Annotated in this window: 14 protein-coding genes and 3 rRNA genes; 3 read left to right on the forward strand and 14 right to left on the reverse strand. The window is 66.7% G+C overall.

From position 1 onward, the window contains the following. Positions 1–67 precede the first annotated feature (67 nt). On the forward strand, positions 68–505 hold the full coding sequence (locus B4915_RS05110) for a PTS mannitol transporter subunit IIA (RefSeq protein WP_105804753.1): 438 nt from the start codon (positions 68–70) through the stop codon (positions 503–505). Continuing rightward, on the forward strand, positions 502–1,662 hold the full coding sequence (locus B4915_RS05115) for a mannitol-1-phosphate 5-dehydrogenase (RefSeq protein ID WP_105804754.1): 1,161 nt from the start codon (positions 502–504) through the stop codon (positions 1,660–1,662). The genes B4915_RS05110 and B4915_RS05115 overlap by 4 nt, the downstream gene beginning before the upstream one ends. Before the next feature lie 28 nt (positions 1,663–1,690). Here B4915_RS05115 and mnhG read toward each other — a convergent pair whose 3' ends face one another. The 9 genes from mnhG to B4915_RS05160 all read right to left on the reverse strand — a co-directional run bounded on the left by mnhG (position 1,691) and on the right by B4915_RS05160 (position 13,588). Continuing rightward, entirely contained in the window at positions 1,691–2,065 is a 375-nt protein-coding gene (gene mnhG / locus B4915_RS05120) for a monovalent cation/H(+) antiporter subunit G (RefSeq protein ID WP_105804755.1), read from the reverse strand. Further along, positions 2,058–2,360, reverse strand: a complete 303-nt coding sequence (locus tag B4915_RS05125) for an MrpF/PhaF family protein (RefSeq protein ID WP_245907344.1) — start codon at positions 2,358–2,360, stop codon at positions 2,058–2,060. The genes mnhG and B4915_RS05125 overlap by 8 nt, the downstream gene beginning before the upstream one ends. Before the next feature lie 8 nt (positions 2,361–2,368). Beyond that, positions 2,369–2,929: a Na+/H+ antiporter subunit E gene (locus B4915_RS05130; protein ID WP_105804757.1), complete on the reverse strand. Its 561-nt coding sequence runs from the start codon at positions 2,927–2,929 to the stop codon at positions 2,369–2,371. Beyond that, positions 2,926–4,635: a Na+/H+ antiporter subunit D gene (locus B4915_RS05135; protein WP_105804758.1), complete on the reverse strand. Its 1,710-nt coding sequence runs from the start codon at positions 4,633–4,635 to the stop codon at positions 2,926–2,928. The genes B4915_RS05130 and B4915_RS05135 overlap by 4 nt, the downstream gene beginning before the upstream one ends. After that, on the reverse strand, positions 4,632–5,174 hold the full coding sequence (locus tag B4915_RS05140; RefSeq protein WP_105804759.1) for a Na(+)/H(+) antiporter subunit C: 543 nt from the start codon (positions 5,172–5,174) through the stop codon (positions 4,632–4,634). Before B4915_RS05140 ends, B4915_RS05135 begins: the two co-directional genes overlap by 4 nt. After that, positions 5,171–8,050: a Na+/H+ antiporter subunit A gene (locus B4915_RS05145; protein ID WP_245907352.1), complete on the reverse strand. Its 2,880-nt coding sequence runs from the start codon at positions 8,048–8,050 to the stop codon at positions 5,171–5,173. Before B4915_RS05145 ends, B4915_RS05140 begins: the two co-directional genes overlap by 4 nt. Positions 8,051–8,254: 204 nt before the next feature. Next, positions 8,255–8,371, reverse strand: a 5S ribosomal RNA gene (gene rrf / locus B4915_RS05150). A gap of 135 nt (positions 8,372–8,506) precedes the next feature. Beyond that, a 23S ribosomal RNA gene (locus B4915_RS05155) occupies positions 8,507–11,610 on the reverse strand. A 451-nt stretch (positions 11,611–12,061) separates the two neighbouring features. Continuing rightward, positions 12,062–13,588: ribosomal RNA gene (locus B4915_RS05160) — 16S ribosomal RNA — on the reverse strand. Together the 16S, 23S and 5S rRNA genes form the textbook arrangement of a ribosomal RNA operon. Before the next feature lie 611 nt (positions 13,589–14,199). On the opposite strand from B4915_RS05160, the gene tgt reads away from it, so the two are divergent. Next, entirely contained in the window at positions 14,200–15,510 is a 1,311-nt protein-coding gene (gene tgt / locus B4915_RS05165) for a tRNA guanosine(34) transglycosylase Tgt (protein ID WP_105804761.1), read from the forward strand. On the opposite strand, the gene B4915_RS05170 is transcribed toward tgt, so the two are convergent. From B4915_RS05170 to B4915_RS05190, 5 genes are read right to left on the reverse strand one after another with little or no spacing between them, the layout of a single operon-like run. Then, a complete protein-coding gene (locus B4915_RS05170; RefSeq protein WP_245907345.1) occupies positions 15,491–16,240 on the reverse strand; it encodes a queuosine precursor transporter in 750 nt (249 codons plus the stop codon). The two genes, tgt and B4915_RS05170, sit on opposite strands and share 20 nt — an antisense overlap. 19 nt (positions 16,241–16,259) lie before the next feature. After that, complete coding sequence (locus B4915_RS05175) at positions 16,260–17,261, reverse strand: NAD(P)/FAD-dependent oxidoreductase (RefSeq protein WP_105804762.1); 1,002 nt, start codon at positions 17,259–17,261, stop codon at positions 16,260–16,262. Further along, complete coding sequence (gene gltX / locus B4915_RS05180; protein ID WP_105804763.1) at positions 17,258–18,817, reverse strand: glutamate--tRNA ligase; 1,560 nt, start codon at positions 18,815–18,817, stop codon at positions 17,258–17,260. Before gltX ends, B4915_RS05175 begins: the two co-directional genes overlap by 4 nt. Before the next feature lie 11 nt (positions 18,818–18,828). Next, positions 18,829–20,130 (reverse strand): MFS transporter, encoded by a 1,302-nt coding sequence (locus B4915_RS05185; protein WP_105804764.1) that lies wholly within the window; start codon positions 20,128–20,130, stop codon positions 18,829–18,831. Beyond that, positions 20,127–21,074, reverse strand: coding sequence for a LysR family transcriptional regulator (locus B4915_RS05190; protein WP_105804765.1), 948 nt, complete (start codon positions 21,072–21,074; stop codon positions 20,127–20,129). The genes B4915_RS05185 and B4915_RS05190 overlap by 4 nt, the downstream gene beginning before the upstream one ends. Between the last annotated feature and the right edge of the window lie 9 nt (positions 21,075–21,083).

Genomic DNA, 21,083 nt, shown 5'->3' on the forward strand with positions numbered 1-21,083 from the left:
CCGCCACGGACGCGGCGAGCGGTTCCCTGGCAGGCACCTCGACCCACCACCCGACGAAAGGACCACGATGAACGAGATCCTCCAGAAGCGCAGCGTGCTCGCCCCGGGAACGGCGAGCGACCGCGACGCCGCGATCCGCGAGGCCGGCGGCCTCCTGCGTGAGGCCGGCGCGGTCACCGCGGCCTACGTCGAGTCGATGCTCGAACGCGAGGCCTCGGTGTCGACGTACATGGGGAACCTCCTCGCGATCCCCCACGGCACGAACGAGGCGAAGGGGGACATCCTGGCCTCGGCGCTGAGCTTCGTCCGCTACGACCGGCCGATCGACTGGGGCGGAAACGAGGTGCGCTTCGTCGTCGGCATCGCGGGACGCGGCGACGAGCACCTCGAGATCCTCTCGAAGATCGCGATGATCTTCTCCGACGGCGACGCCGTGGAGCGCCTGCTCGCGCTGCCGGACGCCGCGGCGCTGCACGCCGAGCTCTCGAGAGCGGTCGAGCCGTGAGCGCGCCCGTCGCCGTCCACTTCGGCGCCGGCAACATCGGCCGGGGCTTCGTGGGCCTGCTGCTCGACCGGGCCGGCTACGAGCTGGTCTTCGCCGATGTGAACGCCGGGCTGATCGACGCGCTGCGCGCGACGCCCTCCTACCGTGTGCATGAGGTCGGCGAGCACCCGCGCACGCACGAGGTCACCGGCTTCCGCGCCCTCAACAGCGCCGCGGACCCCCGCTCCGTCGCGGAGGCGATCGCGGACGCACGGGTGGTCACCACGGCCGTGGGCCCCACGGTGCTCCGCTTCATCGCCCCGCTCATCGTCGAGGGGCTGCGCCTGCGAGCCGCGGACTCCCCGAGCCTGCAGATCATGGCGTGCGAGAACGCGATCGGGGCCAGCGACACGCTCGCCGCCGAGGTCCGGGCGCTGCTCTCCCCGGCGGAGGCGGCGGAACTCGCCGGCCGCGCGGAGTTCGCCAACACCGCCGTCGACCGCATCGTCCCGGCGCAGGCCACGGACGCGGGCCTCGACGTGACGGTGGAGAGCTACTTCGAGTGGGTCGTGGACGAACGCCCCTTCGGCGAGCAGCGGCCCGACATCCCCGGCGTCACCTGGGTGCCGCAGCTCGAACCGTATATCGAGCGCAAGCTCTTCACCGTGAACACCGGGCACGCCACCGCGGCATATCTGGGGTGGCTCGCCGGTCACGAGGGCATGTCGGAGGCGCTCGCCGACCCCGAGGTGCACGCGGGCGTGCTCGCCGCGCTGCGCGAGACCAAGGAGATGCTCGTGCGCGCGCACGGTTTCGAGGCAGAGGCCCAGGAGGCGTATCTGCAGCGGATCCTCACCCGCTTCGCGAACCCGCAGCTGACGGACACGGTGCGGCGCGTCGGGCGCCAGCCGCTGCGGAAGCTCTCGCGGCATGAGCGCTTCATCGAGCCAGCGGAGCGTCTCGCCGCGGCCGGCACCTCCCCCGCCGCACTGCTGCACGCGATTTCCGCCCTGCTGCGCTTCGATGTGCCGGAGGACGCCGAGAGCGTCGAACTGGGGCGCCTGCTCGCGACGCGAAGCCCCGAGGACTTCGTCGCGGAGGCGACCGGCCTCCTCCCCGGAGACGCGCTCACCGCTCAGCTCGTCGAGCTCGTCGCGGAGACGCAGCGGGCGCGCTGAGCGGGCGGCGTGCACCCCGGTTGCCGAGTTATCGCTTCGCCTCGTTCGCGCGCTCGATCGCCGGCCCCAGCTCGTCGACCATGAGCGTCTCGGTGTCGAGCTGCCCGGTGCGGTACGCGGCACGGCCCACCATGTGCGCGGCGATCGGCGCCGTCAGCGACTGGAACACGAAGACCGGCACGAGGCCGAGCAGCGTGGCGACGGAGCGCTGATCGAGCGCGACGGCGGTGATCACGAGCAGCAGGCCGAAGATCTGCGGCTTCGTCGCCGCGTGGAGCCGGCTCAGCGCGTCGGGGAAGCGCAGCAGGCCCACCCCTGCCGCCACCGACAGGACCGCCGCGAGGAAGACGCAGACCATCGACGCGAGGTCCATGATGCCTCCGAGCGTCACCGCCTCAGACATGGCCGGCCTCCTTTCCCGCCTCCGGCACGCTCGGCTGCTCAGCACGGCGCTTGACGAAGCGCGCGACAACGATGGTCGCGAGCGTCGCGGTCGCAGCGATCACCGTCATCAGCGGGATCGTGTCGGTGTGGCCTCTGACCACCATGTCCGTGCCCACCGCGAGCATCAATGTCGTCAGGAGCACGTCGGAGGCGATCATCCGGTCGAGGATCGTCGGCCCGCGGACGATCCTCACGATCGCAGCCAGGGCCGTCACCGTCAGCCCGACCCCCGCGGCGACGGCGAGCAGCGACATGGTCAGGCTCATCGGATGCCCCCGATCTCCTGCTTGGATCCGAGTGTGAGGACGAGCAGCCGCTCGATCTTCCCCGCTTCGCGGCGCACGGCGGAGATCTCGCGCTGAGTGGGCGTGTTGAGCACGTGCAGATACAGGATCGAGGCGAAGCGGTCGACCTCGGCGACGAGCGATCCAGGGATCAGCGACATGGTGAGCGCGACCATCGTCATGATGAAGTCGGAGCGCGTGCGCAGCTTCACCGCGATGATCGACGTCTGCGGGGGCAGGCCCGGCCGCACCGCGAGCCAGGCCACCTGCCAGGAGGCGCGGGCGAGGTGCCAGAAGAAGTACCCGAGGTAGCGCAGCGCGTACCACGGGTTGAAGCGCCCGGCGAGCTCCACGGGCGGCAGGTAAAAGACCCGCATGACCACGAATGCCACGGTGACGCCGCTGAGCACGGACAGGAGGGAGACCTCTTTCCAGAGCATCATCCAGAGCACCACCAGCCCGAGCAGCAGCGGAAGCTCGTGCAGGCGCACGCCCCACTCAGCCCGGCGTGCGGTGCGCGTCAGCTGCGGCCGGCTCACGGGAGCACCTCCCCCGCCGGATCGGTGTCGCCGCTGCCGCTGCCGAGCTGACCCGGCGTGTCGCCGAGGATGAGCTCGACCAGGGCCTGCGGCGCCGCCATGTCCTCGCCCGCCCGGTCCGCGTAGGCGTACAGCGGACCGGCGAAGATGGTGAGCGCGACGCTCACCGCGACCATGGACGCCGTCGCGGCCACCATGAGCCGCGGGATCTCCTTCTGCTCCTGGGTGGGGGCGGCGTCGGGCGCGTCGTGCAGCTGCAGGAACAGCGCCTCCTCCCGTTCGCGCAGCACCTTCGCCTCGGCGCTCGGCTTCGGCGCGGGGGCCGGAAGCCGCCCCGGCTCCGCCCGCTGCTGCGGCACGGCCCCGGTATCGGCCGTGACCTCGGCCCGCTTGCGGGGACGCCAGAACGCGAGCACCCACGCGCGTGCCAGCGCGTAGAGGGTCAGAAGTGAGACGAGCGCGCCGACCCCGATCAGCCAGTAGGCGCCGGGCGTCGCCAGCTCAGCCGCGACCGTGAAGAGGCCCACCTTGCCGATGAAGCCGGAGAACGGCGGTATCCCGCCGAGATTGAGCATGGGGATGAAGAACAGCACGGCGATGACGGGCGAGGCGCGCAGCATGCCCCCGAGCCCCTGCAGCGAGGTCGTGCCTCCCTGCCGCTCGAGCAGGCCGACCGCCAGGAACAGGGTGGTCTGCACGATGATGTGGTGGGCGATGTAGTAGATGGTCGCCGCGAAACCGGCCGCGTTCGCCATGCCGATGCCGAAGATCATGTAGCCGATGTGGCTGACGAGCGTGAATGACAGCAGCCGCTTGATGTCGAGCTGCGAGACCGCGCCGAGGATCCCCACGACCAGGGTGAGCCCGGCGACCACGAGCAGGAGGCCGTCGACGCTCGAGTCGGGGAACAGCAGCGTCTGGCTGCGGATGATGGCGTAGACGCCGACCTTCGTGAGGAGGCCGGCGAATACCGCGGTCACCGGCGCCGGCGCCGTCGGATACGAGTCCGGCAGCCAGAACGACAGCGGGAAGACGGCGGCCTTGATCCCGAAGGCGATGAGCAGGGCCAAGTTGAGGAGCAGCTGCACCTCACTCGGCAGCTCGGCGATGCGCACGGTGAGCTGCGCCATGTTGACGGTCCCCGTCGCGCCGTAGATGAGTCCGATGGTCGCGAGGAACAGCACGGAGGAGACGAGCGAGACGATCACGTAGGTGACCCCGGCGCGGATCCGCTGCGCCGTGCCTCCGAGGGTGATGAGCACGTAGCTGGCCACGAGGAGGATCTCGAAACCGACGTAGAGGTTGAAGAGATCCCCGGCGATGAAGGCGTTGAAGACCCCCGCCCCGAGCACCAGATAGGTCGGGTAGTAGATCGACACCGGCGTCTCCTCGTCCCCGTCCGCGAGGCCCTGACCGATGGAGAACACGAAGACGCCCAGGAGCACGACGGAGGAGACGGCCAGCATCAGCGCGGAGACACGGTCGACGACAAGGGCGATCCCGAACGGGGCCGCCCAGCCGCCCACCTCCATGATGAGCACGCCCTGCTGATCCACGATCCACATGAGGGCCCCGCTGAGCGCGAGCACGGCTCCCAGGGCGACGAGCGTGATGCCCTGCTGGAGCTTGCGGTACCCGGGAACGGCAAGCGCGAGCGCCGATCCGACGAGCGGGATCAGCACGACGAGAGGCACCAGCGCCGTCATCGTCTCTCCTCCCCGTCATCCCCGCCACTCGCCGCGACGCGCTCGTTCTCGGCTGCGCCGTCCGCGCGTCCCTCGTCCGGCTCGCCGTCTCTGTCGCCGTGCTCGTCGTCCGCCTCCTCGTCGGAGAACTCGGGCGCTTCGGCCAGGTCCTCGTCCGTGACCTCGACGGTCGTGAGCGCCTCGGTCGAGGCGATCTCGAGATCGGCCTCGTCGTCCTGCACGGTGTCGTCGAGGCCCCGGGCGAGCCGCCAGGAGCGGTAGATCAACGCCAGCAGGAACGCGCTCACGCCGAAGGTGATGACGATGGCCGTGAGGATGAACGCCTGCGGCAGCGGGTCGCTCATTTCCTCCGCGCTCTCCTCGCCCACGAGCGGCGCCACCCCGAAGGAGCCCGTCATCAGGAAGATGAGCAGGTTCGTCGCATTGCCCACGAGCAGGAAGCCGAGCAGCACGCGCGTGAGCGTGCGATCGAGCAGCAGGTAGACCCCGCAGGCGTAGAGCACGACCATTGCGGCCACGAGCACCAGGGGCATCGTCATCGGGCGCCCACCTCCTCCTCTTCGAAGGATGCGACCTCCGCCTCCTCGTGCTCGTCGATCTCGGCGCCCAGGCTGCGGAGCACGTCGAGGATGAGCCCGAACACGACGAGGTAGACGCCCACATCGAAGAGCGTCGAGGTGACCAGCGGCACGGTGCCGAAGACTCCGAGATCGAGGTCAATCCAGGCGGAGGCGAGTGCGGACTGCCCGAATGCCATGGGAAGCAGCGCCATCGACACCGCGAGCGCGAGGCCGACGCCGAGGATGCGGCCGGCGTCGAGCGGAACTGTGGCACCGAGCTCGTAGCGGCCGCCAGCCAGGTAGCGCGCCACCAGAGCCAGGCCTGCCACCAGTCCGCCGGCGAATCCGCCGCCCGGGGTGTTGTGGCCGGTGAGCAGCAGATAGATCGACAGGATGATGAGCGCGTGGAAGATGAGCCGCACGACCACCTCGAGCAGGATGGAGCGCCGAGCCGGGTTCAGGTGGCGCCCGGCGAGCAGCCAGCTGAGGCGGCTCGCCGGATGGTCGGGATCGGCGATCCGCATCAGGTGCTCCCGCGCCTGCGTCCGCGCTTCGCGACGGCTCAGCTTCGGCCGCAGATCCGCACGGGTGCGCAGGAAGACCAGGGACGCCACGCCCGTCGCCGCGGCGAGGATCACGGAGAGCTCACCCATCGTGTCCCAGCCGCGGACGTCCACGAGCATCACATTGACCGTGTTGGCACCGTGACCTCCCGCGTAGGCGAGGCCGGGGAGCTCGAGCGAGATCGGCTCCGCGATCCGCGAGCCCAGGGCGACCACGGCGAAGGCGCCGAGGACGAGCCCCACGCCCACGCCGATGATCGCCCTGATCCAGCGGACCCGCAGGGGGTGGCGGGTGCCGAAGCGCTGGGGCAGGCGCCGGATGACGAGCACGAAGGCGATGAGCGTGACGGTCTCGACGAGCGCCTGCGTGAGCGCGAGATCGGGCGCTCCGTGCGTGGCGAAGATGGCGGACATGCCGAAGCCGGTGACGCCCACCAGCACGACCGCCTGGAAGCGGGTGCGGGCACGCAGGGAGAAGACAGCGGCCACGATCATGATGAGCGCGATGGGGACCTCGATGGGCGTCGCGACCCACTCCACCCGGCTCGGCCACTCCGCGACCACGATGAGCGTGCCGCCGAGCGTGCCCAGTGTCACGAGGAGGATCACCGCGAGGTAGAAGGGCAAAGAGCCGCGCTGAGTGAGCGAGGTGACCCGGACGGCGAGGCTGTCGAGCCAGTGCGTGAGCACCCAGTAGGCGTGCGACGCGGAGAAGCGCTCGGGGATGGGACGCAGCACGACCGTCGTGCGCGACACGATGGGGATGAGGATCGCGCCGACGACGATGACGGCGACCGAGGCGCCGAGCGCTGCGGAGAGCCCATGCCAGAGCGCGAGATGCTCGGGATCCGCCGCCGGCACCGTCGCCTGGAAGATCCGGTCGACGGACCGCGCGAGGATCCCGCCGAGGAGCGTCGCAAGCACGAACGCCGCCGGAGCGATGCAGATGCTCCACCGCGGACGGTGGATGACGGCGCAGGCTGCGGTGTCGGGCTTGTCGGCGAAGGCGCCCCAGATGAACCGGCCCATGTACGCCACCGTGAGCATGCTGCCGACCACCGCGACCGCGAAGGCGAGGGCGGCGATCGGGCGCTCGTCCCTGATTGCGAGCAGCTCCGTGAAGGCGGATTCCTTCGCCACGAAGCCGAAGAACGGCGGCAGGCCGGCCATTGATGCCGCGGCGAAGGTGGTGATGAGTGCGAGCACCGGCATGCGTCGCCCCAGACCGCACAGCTTGCGGAGGTCGCGCGTACCGGTCGAGTGGTCGATGATGCCGACAGCGAGAAAGAGCGGCGCCTTCGCGAGCGCGTGGGCGATGAGCAGCGCGAGCCCCGCGAAGGAGGCGCGCGGGTCCGCGACGCCGATCACCATCACGAGCAAGCCGAGCTGGCTCACCGTTCCGTGAGCGACGATGAGCTTGATGTCGAACTGCTTGAGGGCGCGCACGCCGCCGTTGATCATGGTGATGGCACCGAGGATCACGAGCGTCTCCCGGTAGCCCGCGACGTCGCCGAAGCCCGGGCTGATGCGAGCGACGAGGTACACACCGGCCTTCACCATCGCCGCCGCGTGCAGGTAGGCGCTGACCGGCGTCGGGGCCGCCATCGCGCCGGGAAGCCAGAAGTGGAAGGGGAAAATCGCGGACTTCGAGAGCGCACCGGCGAGGACCAGGAACACGGCGACGGTGGCCACCGGCCCGCGAGGCGCCTCCGCCACGATCTCAGACAGCCGGGAGGTCCCGGCGAGCTGCGCCAGCAGGACAAACCCCACGAGCATGGCGAGTCCGCCGAGAACCGTCACCATGAGCGCCTGCAGCGCCGCTGCGTTCGCCGTGCGGAGGCGCGTGACGTGGCCGATGAGCAGGAAGGAGAAGACGGTCGTCCCCTCCCAGAAGATGAACAGGAGGTAGACGTCATCGGCGAGCACCAAGCCGAGCATCGAGGTGGCGAAGCCCATGAATACTGCCGCGAAGCGCGGAAGGCCGGCCTCACCGTCTTCGAAGTACTGGGCGCAGTAGAGCAGCACGAGCGATCCCGCCCCCGTGACGAGGAGCGCGAATATCGCGGAGACTGCGTCGAGACGCAGCGTGAGGGTCATGCCGAGCTGAGGAATCCAGGGTACGGACTCGGTGAGGACGGTGCCGGAGAAGACGGGCTGAGCCAGCCAGATGAACACGAGGAACACCACTGCGAGGAGGGCGGCAAGCGCGATGAAGGTGCGGCGTCCGAACCGCTGCATCACGGGGTGGATCAGAAGGGCACTGAGAGCGAGGACGAGCAGAACGCTCATCATCACTCCCATAGGCAGCCCGCTTCCCCGTGTGTCGCCGTGTGCTCTGCGAGCCAGTCTATCGGAAAAGAGACTGAAAACCGGCGGCGCGGGGTGGTCCGGGCGCGCCACGCGGAGTAGCATTCCGCTTTCGCGAATCGAGGAGCGCATGAAAAAAGCCCCAGGGCGTTCACCAGCAGTGGTGAAGCCCCGGGGCTCTGGAAAGGTGTCCGGCGGTGTCCTACTCTCCCACGAGGTCCCCCTCGCAGTACCATCGGCGCTGTCAGTCTTAGCTTCCGGGTTCGGAATGTGACCGGGCGTTTCCCTGACGCTATGGCCGCCGTAACTCTATCAACATGTGTGCACACCCACCCCTGTGCGGGGGTGCGGGGTGTGGACCGTCTGTTGGGAACCACAAAGTGGACGCGATACATCGTTACGTTACTGCTCATGTCCACCCCACAAAACTGGGGGCGGGTTGAAGTCAAGTCATCGGCTTATTAGTACCAGTCAGCTCCACACCTTGCGGCGCTTCCACATCTGGCCTATCAACCCAGTCATCTACTGGGAGCCTCACGAACCGAAGTTCATGGAGATCTCATCTCGAGGCCGGCTTCCCGCTTAGATGCTTTCAGCGGTTATCCATCCCGAACGTAGCCAACCAGCCATGCCCTTGGCAGAACAACTGGCACACCAGAGGTCCGTCCAACCCGGTCCTCTCGTACTAGGGTCAGATCCTCTCAAATCTCCAACGCGCGCAGAGGATAGGGACCGAACTGTCTCACGACGTTCTAAACCCAGCTCGCGTACCGCTTTAATGGGCGAACAGCCCAACCCTTGGGACCAACTCCAGCCCCAGGATGCGACGAGCCGACATCGAGGTGCCAAACCATGCCGTCGATATGGACTCTTGGGCAAGATCAGCCTGTTATCCCCGAGGTACCTTTTATCCGTTGAGCGACAGCGCTTCCACAAGCCACTGCCGGATCACTAGTCCCGACTTTCGTCCCTGCTCGACCTGTCAGTCTCACAGTCAAGCTCCCTTGTGCACTTACACTCGCCACCTGATTGCCAACCAGGTTGAGGGAACCTTTGGGCGCCTCCGTTACTTTTTGGGAGGCAACCGCCCCAGTTAAACTACCCACCAGGCACTGTCCCAGAACCCGATCAGGGTCCGTAGTTAGATGTCCAATATGACCAGAGTGGTATTTCAACAACGACTCCACAAGAACTAGCGTCCCTGCTTCACAGTCTCCCACCTATCCTACACAAGCCACACCGAACACCAATACCAAGCTGTAGTAAAGGTCACGGGGTCTTTCCGTCCTTCTGCGCGTAACGAGCATCTTTACTCGTACTGCAATTTCGCCGAGTTCACGGTGGAGACAGCTGGGAAGTCGTTACGCCATTCGTGCAGGTCGGAACTTACCCGACAAGGAATTTCGCTACCTTAGGATGGTTATAGTTACCACCGCCGTTTACTGGGGCTTAAATTCAAAGCTTCGAACCCGAAGGCTCTAACCTCTCCTCTTAACCTTCCAGCACCGGGCAGGCGTCAGTCCGTATACATCCACTTGCGTGTTGGCACGGACCTGTGTTTTTAGTAAACAGTCGCTTCCCACTGGTCTCTGCGGCCACCACACCCTTTCCCGCGCAAGGCGGTATAAGCGGGTGGCCCCCCTTCTCCCGAAGTTACGGGGGCATTTTGCCGAGTTCCTTCACCATGATTATCTCGATCTCCTGAGTATTCTCTACCTGACCACCTGAGTCGGTTTGGGGTACGGGCAACAGCAAACCTCACGTCGATGCTTTTCTCGGCAGCATAGGATCACCAGCTTCCCCATACGGGTCCGCATCATGTCTCACCCGAAGCCCCGAACTATTCATCCGGGACGGGCTACGCATTTACACCGGGACAACCATCGCCCGGCACTGGCTACCTTCCTGCGTCACACCTCACGCTCACCACCCCAGTTCGGGTTCACAGCCGCAACCAGGCATCACCCGAAGGATCCACCCGGCATTGGTTTGTTTAGCACTACTGGTTAGGTCTTTGACGGTTTACCGCCGGTACGGGAATATCAACCCGTTGTCCATCGACTACGCCTGTCGGCCTCGCCTTAGGTCCCGACTTACCCAGGGAAGATTAGCTTGACCCTGGAACCCTTGGTCTTCCGGAGGACGGGTTTCTCACCCGTCTTTCGCTACTCATGCCTGCATTCTCACTCGTGTGGCATCCACGACTGGATCACTCCGCCGCTTCACTCGCCACACGACGCTCTCCTACCCATCCATACGGCTGGACCACGAAGGCCTACCTGTTATATGAATGCCGCAACTTCGGTGGTGTGCTTGAGCCCCGTTACATTGTCGGCGCGGAATCACTTGACCAGTGAGCTATTACGCACTCTTTCAAGGGTGGCTGCTTCTAAGCCAACCTCCTGGTTGTCACAGCAACTCCACATCCTTTTCCACTTAGCACACGCTTAGGGACCTTAGTTGGCGATCTGGGTTGTTTCCCTCTCGACTATGAAGCTTATCCCCCACAGTCTCACTGCTGCGCTCTCACTGACCGGCATTCGGAGTTTAGCTGACGTCAGTAACCTTGTAGGGCCCATCGGCCATCCAGTAGCTCTACCTCCGGCAAGAAACACGCAACGCTGCACCTAAATGCATTTCGGAGAGAACCAGCTATCACGAAGTTTGATTGGCCTTTCACCCCTATCCACAGCTCATCCCCTCAGTTTTCAACCTAAGTGGGTTCGGTCCTCCACGCGCTCTTACACGCGCTTCAACCTGGCCATGGATAGATCACTTCGCTTCGGGTCTAGGACATGCGACTGAACCGCCCTATTCAGACTCGCTTTCGCTACGGCTACCCCACACGGGTTAACCTCGCCACATATCGCTAACTCGCAGGCTCATTCTTCAAAAGGCACGCCGTCACCAGAACAAGCTGGCTCCGACGGATTGTAAGCAAACGGTTTCAGGTACTCTTTCACTCCCCTCCCGGGGTACTTTTCACCTTTCCCTCACGGTACTCGTCCGCTATCGGTCATCTGGGAGTATTTAGGCTTATCAGGTGGTCCTGACAGATTCACACGGGATTTCTCGGGCCCCGTGCTACTTGGGATACACACCACGCGGTAAAACCATTTCGGATACGGGACTCTCACCCACTCCGGTCCGCCGTTCCAAGCGGTTCTCCTATAGCTTCACTCTCACGTCCAAGACTCAGCAGCGCCTTGAGGCATGTCCCACAACCCCGATGATGCAACCCCTGCCAGGTATCACACACCACCGGTTTAGCCTCTTCCGGGTTCGCTCGCCACTACTACCGGAATCACTATTGTTTTCTCTTCCTGTGGGTACTGAGATGTTTCACTTCCCCACGTTCCCTCAACCCGCCCTATATATTCAGGCGGGAGTCACCAGGTACGCACGCGCCCTGGCGGGGTTTCCCCATTCGGAAATCCTCGAATCACAGCCCGTTTATCGGCTCCCCGAGGCTTATCGCAGATTACTACGTCCTTCTTCGGCTCCAGATGCCCAGGCATCCACCGTTTGCTCTTTGAAACTTGAAATCACATAAGCATTAATCAGAACACACACCCCCAAAAAGGGCATGCGAACCAATGAAAATAAAGTAAATAAACCAGCCCCACCACCCAAACCCGAAGGCCCAGATCATGACGCCGGCTTAGATGCTCGCGTCCACTGTGTAGTTCTCAACGTACGGTCGATCCCACCATCACGAACAACACGTTCCGTGACCGCAGGTCAGAAAACCAGCACCCACACCCCGAAGAGCATGAACGCCTGGTCTCCCAGGACCCAATAATGTGCACCCGACGAACAACCCCCATCACCCGCCCAGCTTTCCCCCCGACCCGAAAACGAGCCAGTGTACTCACACAGACGAACAGACAGAGCCTGCCCTGTTGACATATGTTCCACCCATGAGCGGCCGGCATCACACATTCGGTGATGACCCGACCATTCTGCGCACCCGAAACGGGTGCGAGTGCTCCTTAGAAAGGAGGTGATCCAGCCGCACCTTCCGGTACGGCTACCTTGTTACGACTTAGTCCTAATCACCAGTCCCACCTTCGACGGCTCCCTCCACAAGGGTTAGGCCACCGGCTTCGGGTGTTACCGACTTTCATGACTTGACGGGCGGTGTGTACAAGGCCCGGGAACGTATTCACCGCAGCGTTGCTGATCTGCGATTACTAGCGACTCCGACTTCATGGGGTCGAGTTGCAGACCCCAATCCGAACTGAGACCGGCTTTTTGGGATTCGCTCCACCTTACGGTATCGCAGCCCTTTGTACCGGCCATTGTAGCATGCGTGAAGCCCAAGACATAAGGGGCATGATGATTTGACGTCATCCCCACCTTCCTCCGTGTTGACCACGGCAGTATCCCATGAGTTCCCGGCATAACCCGCTGGCAACATAGGACGAGGGTTGCGCTCGTTGCCGGACTTAACCGAACATCTCACGACACGAGCTGACGACAACCATGCACCACCTGTATACGAGTGTCCAAAGAGTCCTGCATCTCTGCAGTGTTCCCGTATATGTCAAGCCTTGGTAAGGTTCTTCGCGTTGCATCGAATTAATCCGCATGCTCCGCCGCTTGTGCGGGCCCCCGTCAATTCCTTTGAGTTTTAGCCTTGCGGCCGTACTCCCCAGGCGGGGAACTTAATGCGTTAGCTACGACACAGAACCCGTGGAACAGGCCCTACATCTAGTTCCCAACGTTTACGGCATGGACTACCAGGGTATCTAATCCTGTTCGCTCCCCATGCTTTCGCTCCTCAGCGTCAGTTACGGCCCAGAGATCTGCCTTCGCCATCGGTGTTCCTCCTGATATCTGCGCATTCCACCGCTACACCAGGAATTCCAATCTCCCCTACCGCACTCTAGCCTGCCCGTACCCACTGCAGGCCCGAGGTTGAGCCTCGGGTTTTCACAGCAGACGCGACAAGCCGCCTACGAGCTCTTTACGCCCAATAATTCCGGACAACGCTTGCACCCTACGTATTACCGCGGCTGCTGGCACGTAGTTAGCCGGTGCTTTTTCTCCAGGTACCGTCACTTGCGCTTCTTCCCTGACAAAAGAGGTTTACAACCCGAAGGCCGTCATCCCTCACGCGGCGTTGCTGCATCAGGCTTGCGCCCATTGTGCAATATTCCCCACTGCTGCCTCCCGTAGGAGTCTGGGCCGTGTCTCAGTCCCAGTGTGGCCGGTCACCCTCTCAGGCCGGCTACCCGTCGTCGCCATGGTGAGCCATTACCTCACCATCAAGCTGATAGGCCGCGAGTCCATCCCGAACCGATAAATCTTTCCACCCACACACCATGCGGTGATGGGACATATCCAGTATTAGACGCCGTTTCCAGCGCTTATCCCAGAGTTCGGGGCAGGTTACTCACGTGTTACTCACCCGTTCGCCACTCATCCACCCAGTGCAAGCACCAAGCTTCAGCGTTCGACTTGCATGTGTTAAGCACGCCGCCAGCGTTCGTCCTGAGCCAGGATCAAACTCTCCGTAAAAAACAATGCATACCCAGCACCGGAATAAGGCACCAAGCAGCGAGTTTGACCTGACAACAGACCATCAAAAACTGACAATCCAGTTATCCAAAAAAGGAATCTCCAACACCATCACAACGATGACGCCGGGGATAAATAATTGGCATATGACAATCAAGTGCACACTATTGAGTTCTCAAAGACCAGACACCACCCGTCACACCGACTTCACAGCCGGAAGCTCCGAACAGCAACCTGTCTAACTTACCACTCCCGCTTGCTCTTCGCAAACTCGCGCATCCTTGAGGATGAGCATGAGAATCTCAGCCCCTCGGGGCTGCATCTCAGTGGTGAGATCGAGACTCCCACTTTACTCACTCGGGCAAGACTTATCAAGTCCCGTCCCGGGTGATCCTGAGGGATCCGATACGCTCCGGATTCGAGCCGCTTCCGCGTCTCACTCCGTCGCGCTGACAAGGGATTACATTACGCGGGTCCGGGCCGGAGGCGCAAAGCGGCGCCGCATCCCGGGCGTGTCCCACTCCCCCGCCGCCCCGGGCGCTCGGCAACCGCGCCCCCGGAGCCCTTGCGCGGACTCAGGAGCGGGACGGGCGGAGTGCTTAGATGGACGGGTGAACGAGCGTCCCGCATCCGAGCAGCCCACCCCCTCCCCCGCAGATTTCGGCTTCACCGTCGAGCATCGCCTCGACCGCGGAGGCGCCGAGGGCAGCGACGGCCGCCCGCTCGGCCGCGTCGGCACCATCCGCACGCCCCACGGCGAGATCCAGACACCCGCGTTCATCCCGGTCGGGACGAAGGCCACCGTGAAGTCGCTGCTTCCGGCCGCGGTGCGCGAGCTCGGCGGTCAGGCGGTGCTCGCGAACGCCTACCACCTGTTCCTGCAGCCCGGCAGCGACATCGTGGACGAAGCGGGCGGCCTGGGGCGCTTCATGAACTGGGACGGCCCCACCTTCACAGACTCGGGAGGATTCCAGGTGATGTCGCTCGGCGTGGGCTTCAAGAAGGTGATCTCCATGGCCGAGAACGCGCACCGCAGCGACGAGGTGATCGCCGAGAACAAGGAGCGGCTCGCGCACGTCGACGAGGACGGCGTCACCTTCAAGTCCTTCCTCAACGGGGACCGCCACCGCTTCACCCCCGAGGTGTCCATGCGGATCCAGCACCAGCTCGGCGCCGACATCATCTTCGCCTTCGACGAGTGCACCACCCTGCTCAACACGCGCAGCTACCAGGAAGACTCCGTCGACCGGACCGCCCGCTGGGCCGTGCGCTGCCTCGACGAGCACGCTCGCCAGACCGCCGAGCGCGCGCACCGCCCGTACCAGGCGCTCTTCGGGGTGGTTCAGGGAGCCCAGTACGAAGACCTGCGGCGCACAGCGGCGCGCGGGCTCGCGGAGATGAGCGGCGATGCCGCCCCCGAGCAACGCTTCGACGGATTCGGCATCGGCGGCGCCCTCGAGAAGAGCGAGCTCGGCACCATCGTGGGCTGGGTGAACGACGAGCTCCCCGAGAACAAACCCCGGCACCTGCTCGGCATCTCCGAACCCGACGACCTTTTCGTCGCCATCGCGGCGGGCGCCGACACCTTCGACTGCGTGGCACCGTCGCGCCAGGCACGCGGCGGCACCCTGTACTCCAGCACCGGGCGGATCAACGCCAAGGCCGCGACCCAGCGCCGGCGATTCGAGGCGATCGACCCCGAGTGCGATTGCTACACCTGCGAGAACACCACCGCCGCATACCTCCACCACCTGTTCAAGGCGAAGGAAATGCTGGCCTCCACGCTCGCGACGATCCACAACGAGCGCTTCATCGTCCGCCTCGTGGACCGGATCCGGCAGTCGATCATCGACGGGACCTTCGCGGAACTGCGCGAGGAGACGCTCGGGCGGCTCGGGCGAGCTAGGAGTTCGCGCGGATAGCGCGCTCCTCCGCGCTGCGGATCACCCGGATCACCCGCGTGGTCACCGGTAGCAGCACCACCTCGGCGAGCACCTTCACCACATAGCCGAGCACGACGTACATCACGAAGTCGATGCCGGTAATGATGCCGGCGAAGGCGATCGTGCAGAAGAGCAGCGTGTCCACGAGCTGACCGGCGAGCGTGGACACGATCAGCCGGGTCCGCAGGAACCGCCCTTCGGTGCGGCGGCGGAGCCGGTCGAGCACCCAGGCGTTCAGCAACTGCCCGACCAGGAACGCAGCCAGGCTGGCGGCGACGATCCGGGGCACGAAGCCGAGCACCGCCGCGAACGCCTCCTGATTCTCCCAGCCGTCGGCGGGCGGCGACAGCTGCACCGCGAGGATCGTCAGCGAGGCGAGCAGCGCCAAAGCGAACGCCGTGAAGATCGCGCGGCGAGAAGCGCGCAGGCCGTAGACCTCGGCGATGACGTCGCCCAGGATGTAGGCCAGCGGAAAGAGGAACACGCCCCCGTCGAAGACGAGCGGGAGCGCGAAGCCGCCCAGCTGGATCGCGCCGAACGCGATCGGCTTCACGGCGACCACGTTCGAGATGAGCAGAACGCCGACGAAGATCGCGGAGATGACGGCGTAACGCGATCCTGCCGCCGCGGCACGGGCACCCGGAGTCAGATACCGCCGCTCGTCGTCCGCCCGCTCGCGCATCGCCACCGCTTCACCCGTCGTGTTCATTCCGCCCACTGTACCCGCTTCACTCGTCGACCACGCCGACGCCGAGCGCGCCCCGGATCATGTCCATGTTGAGCTTCGCCGCAACGCGGGCGCCCTCGCCCGCCGCGATGATGAGCTGCTGCGGGCCCGGCGGAACGATGTCGCCCACCGCGTACACGCCCCGGATCGACGTCTCCCCGCGTTCGTCGACGACGACGAGCCCCCAGCCATCGCGCTCGATGCCGAGCTCGCCGAGGAACTCGACGGGTGCGTGCCAGCGCGGCCGCACGAAACCGCCGACGCGCGGGATCACCTCGCCGTCGGCGAGCCGCACCCCCGTCATCTCGGCGCGGTCGCCGACGATGTCGTCGATCGGCCGGCGCTCGACGCGGATCCCGATCGAGGCGAGCTGCCGCTCCTGCTCGGGGGTCACCGTGTCGGCGCCGTTGGTGAACACGATCAGATCGGAGCTGAAGCGGCTGATGAGCAGCGCCCGCGCGAACACGTCGCTCGTCTCGCCGATCAGGGCGAGCGGCGCAGCGGACTTCTCGAATCCGTCGCACTCCACGCAGCTGTGCAGCGCGGTGCCGTAGTAGGCGCGGATCATCGGGAGCGCGGGCAGTTCCTCCGTGAGACCGGCGGCGATCAGCACCCGCCGCGCGGTGAACTCCGCGTCCGCGGAGCCCCGGATCCCCGTCCCGCGCACGCGGAAGCCGATGCCGTCTGGGAAGCCCGCCGCCCGCGCCTCCTCCGGGGCGAGCGGTACGACCTCCCGCACGACCGCCTGTGCGTAGATCGCGGAGGGATACGACTCGAACTCCTCGCGACCCAGCCGCCGCAGCTCCAGCGGGGGCGCCCCGTCGCGGGTGAGGAAGCCGTGGGAGCGGAGGGTCGCCGAGTGCCGCGGCCGGTTGCTGTCGAGGATCGCGATGCGCCGGTTCGCGCGCACCAGTTGCAGTCCCGCCGAGAGCCCCGCCGGGCCGCCGCCGATCACCGCGACGCCGATGGGGGCCTCAGGGAGGGCGCGATCCTGTCCCCTCATGCTGCGGCGGGGCCCCCGCCGAGACGGTCCGCGAGCCGCCGCAGGCGCGCCAGCGACTCCTCGCGCCCCAGCAGCTCGAAGGACTCGAACAGCGGCGGCGACACCCGGCGGCCCGAGGCGGCGACGCGCAGCGGCCCGAAGGCGAGTCGCGGCTTGAGCCCGAGCTCGTCGATCAGTGCCTGCTGCAGCGCGGCCTGGATCTGCTCGGTGCGCCACTCCCCGGCGGGCAGCGCCTCCAGCGCCGCGATCCCGGCGGCGAGCACCTGCGGCGCGTCATCCTTCAGCGAGCGCAGCGCGTCATCCTCGTACACCAGCGCATCGGCGCTCGTGAAGAGGAAGCCGAGCATGCCCACCACCTCGGAGAGCACCGTGACCCGGCTCTGCACGAGCGGCACGGCGGCGCGCACCGTGGCGAGCTGCTCCGCGGAGGGCTCGACCGGCAGGGCGCCGCCCGCGATGAGATAGGGCAGGATCCGCTGCTCGAAATCGTCCTCGGAGAGGAGCCGGATGTGATCCGCGTTGATGGCGTCGGCCTTCTTCTGGTCGAAGCGGGCCGGGTTCGGGTTCACGTCCGCGACGTCGAAGGCCACGACCATCTCCTCACGCGTGAAGACGTCACGGTCGGGTGCGAGGGACCAGCCCAGCAGCGAGAGATAGTTGAGGAGTCCCTCGGGGATGAAACCGCGGGCCCGATGATTGAGAAGGTTCGATTCGGGATCGCGCTTCGAGAGCTTCTTGTTGCCCTCTCCCATCACATAGGGCAGGTGACCGAAGTTCGGGATCGCCTCCTCGATGCCGAGCTCGACGAGCGCCCGGTGCAGGGCGATCTGACGCGGCGTGGAGGACAGCAGGTCCTCGCCGCGCAGCACGTGGGTGATCCCCATCAGCGCGTCGTCGACCGGGTTGGTGAGCGTGTAGAGCGGGGCCCCGTTCGGACGCACCACGACGAAGTCGATGGTGGAGCCGGCCGGGAAGGAGATGTCGCCGCGCACCAGGTCCGTGAAGGAGAGGTCGGTGTCGGGGACGCGGAAGCGCAGCGCGGGCTCGCGGCCCTCCGCCCGGAAAGCGGCGCGCTGCTCGTCACTGAGACCGCGGTCGAAGTTGTCGTAGCCGAGCTGCTTGGGGCGGCCGGCGGCCTCGTTGCGCGCGTCGATCTCCTCGGCCGTCGAGAAGCTCTCGTAGAGGTAGCCGGCCTCCAGCAGTCGGGCGATGACATCGCGGTAGATCTCGCCGCGCTGAGACTGCCGGTACGGGCCGTGCGGACCGCCCACGTCGATGCCCTCGTCCCAGTCGAGGCCGAGCCAGCGCAGGGAATCGAGGATCTGGGAGTAGCTCTCCTCGCTGTCGCGGGCGGCGTCCGTGTCCTCGATGCGGAACACGAAGGTGCCGCCCGTGTGACGCGCGTAGGCCCAGTTGAAGAGGGCGGTGCGCACCATGCCGACGTGCGGGGTGCCGGTCGGCGAGGGGCAGAAGCGCACGCGCACCTCGCTGCCGGTGGCCGTCGAGAACGGGCTGCCGTCGGCAGCGGAGGACTGGGTGGAGGCGTTCGCAGACATCGCCTCCTAGTCTAGTGAGTCCGCTCGGCGGGCGCGGGCCGCGCGCGCCGCAGCAGCACCGCGGCGACCGCGCCGAGGACGATGAAGCCGCCCGCGATCCCGGAGAGGACCCCGAAGCCGCCCGCCGCGAAGATCGCGCCCGACGCCGCGCCGAAGATCGCCCCGGCGGCGTTCATCGCCGTATCGGACTGCCCCTGGCGTCGCGGGCGCGCCGCGAGCGGCGTGACCTCGGTGAGCAGCGCCGATCCTGCGACCGTGACCATGCTCCAGCCGATCCCGAGCAGCACCAGCGCAAGCTGGACCACGAGCATCGATTCGCCGCCGAAGCCGGTGCCGAGCGCCGCGAGCCCGAGCACGGCGAAGCCCCCGAGCACCACCGGGACCGCGCCGAGCCGCCCCGCCGCCAGGCCGAACAGGGGCGAGAGCGCGTACATGCCGGCGATGTGCAGGCTGATGGTGATGCCGACCAGCGTGATGCTGCCGCCGTGGTGGGTGATGTGCAGCGGCGTCATCGCCATGATCCCGACCATCGTCGCGTGGGCGAGCGCGATCAGCGCGATCGCGAGGAACTGCGGGGTGCGGCTCGCCGCGGCCGTCATCCTCCCGGGCGACGGCGACGGCGAGGAGTGCGCCGAGACCGGGGCATCGCTCGCGGCCGCCGCGATCCGCCGCGCTTCCAGCAGCGGGTCGGGTCGCAGGCCGAACCAGACCACCAGCCCCGCTGCGAGCTGCGCGGCGATGGTGAAGACGAAGATGCCCGCCAGCTCGGGCAGTCCGAGCGCGCGGCCGACCACGGCGCCCGGGGTGATGAGATTGGGGCCGATGACCGCGCCGACCGTGATCGACCACACCACGAGCGAGAGATCGCGGGCGCGGTGCTCGGGCACCGCGAGGTCGGCGGCGGCGAAGCGGGACTGGAGCTGCACCGCGCTCGCGACGCCGAGGACCCCGAGTCCCGCGAACAGCAGCGGCGGCAGCTGCACGGCGGCCGCCGCGATGATGGCGAGTGCGCCGAGCACGGCGATGCCGTTGCCGGAGGCGAGCGCGATGCGCCGGCCGCGCCGGGCGGCGAGGCGGGCGAGCGGGATCCCCGCGATCGCGGCGCCGACCGCGTTCATGGTCGATCCGAAGCCCGAGAGGGCGTCGTTCCCGGTCACGTCGACGATCAGCAGCGCGCCTGCCGAGAGCGAGGCCCCGACGCCCAGACCGCCGAGCACGGTCGCGAGCGCGAGGATCGCGACGATCCGGCGCTGCGGGCCGCCCCTGCTCGCGAGGGCAGACACCCGCGCGGGCGCGGGCACCGCGCCGCTCACGCGACGGGCTCCAGGCCCCAGCGTGCGCCGTCGACGCCGGCGAGCAGGCGCTTCGCGAGACGCACCTGCGGGCTCTCGTTCGCCGTGACCATGGACACGATGCCGATGGTGCGGTGACGGGGCGGATCGAGCGGCAGCGCGCGGACGTCCTCGGGCAGCATGCGCGCGGCGGCGAGCGCGAGTCCCGGAACGAGGGCGACGGCGCCGCCCGCGGCGGCCATCGCGATCATGGCCGGGACGTTGTCGGTCTCCTGGATGATGTCGGGTTCGAAGCCGGCGTCGGCCGCCGCGCTGAGCAGATGGCCCCGGCACTTCTCGCAGCCTGCGATCCAGTGCTCCTCGGCGAAGTCGCCGAGGTGGGCGGCGCCGTCCCGCGCCCGATCCTCGGAGACCACGAGATGCACCTCCTCGCGCCACAGCGGGAGGAAGGCGCTTCCCGCCGGATGCTCGGCCGCGCCCTCGTAGTCGAAGACGAGCGCGCAGTCGACCTCGCCGTCGCGCAGCATCGCGGTCGCGGCGGGCGGCTCCGCCTCGCGGTACTGCAGCGCGACGTCGGGCGCCTCGCGCGCCAGCTCGCGCATGAGGGCCGGGACGATCGTGGCGCTCGCGCTCGGGAAGCCGACGAGCCGCAGGGTGCCGGCCCGCTCGCCGCGCAGATCGTCGATGGCGGCGATGGCGGCGTCGATCTCGGCGCACACGGTGCGCCCGTGGTCGGCGAGGATGCGGCCGGCGGGGGTGAGGCGGATGCCCCGGCCGCTGCGCTCGATGAGGGGCACGGCGAGCCGGGTCTCGACGCGCTTGATGCGCTGGCTCACGGCGGGCTGGCTGAGGCCGAGGCTCGCGGCGGCGGCGGTGAGCGAGCCGGTCGTGGCGAGCGCGGAGAGGATTCGCAGCTCGGTCGAGTCGATCGAGCCGACCGGGTCGGCGGTGCGGAGCTGGGTCATGCGGCCGAT

Origin of the sequence: Leucobacter massiliensis (genome assembly GCF_002982315.1) — a bacterium.
GTDB classification, from domain to species: Bacteria; Actinomycetota; Actinomycetes; order Actinomycetales; family Microbacteriaceae; genus Leucobacter; species Leucobacter massiliensis.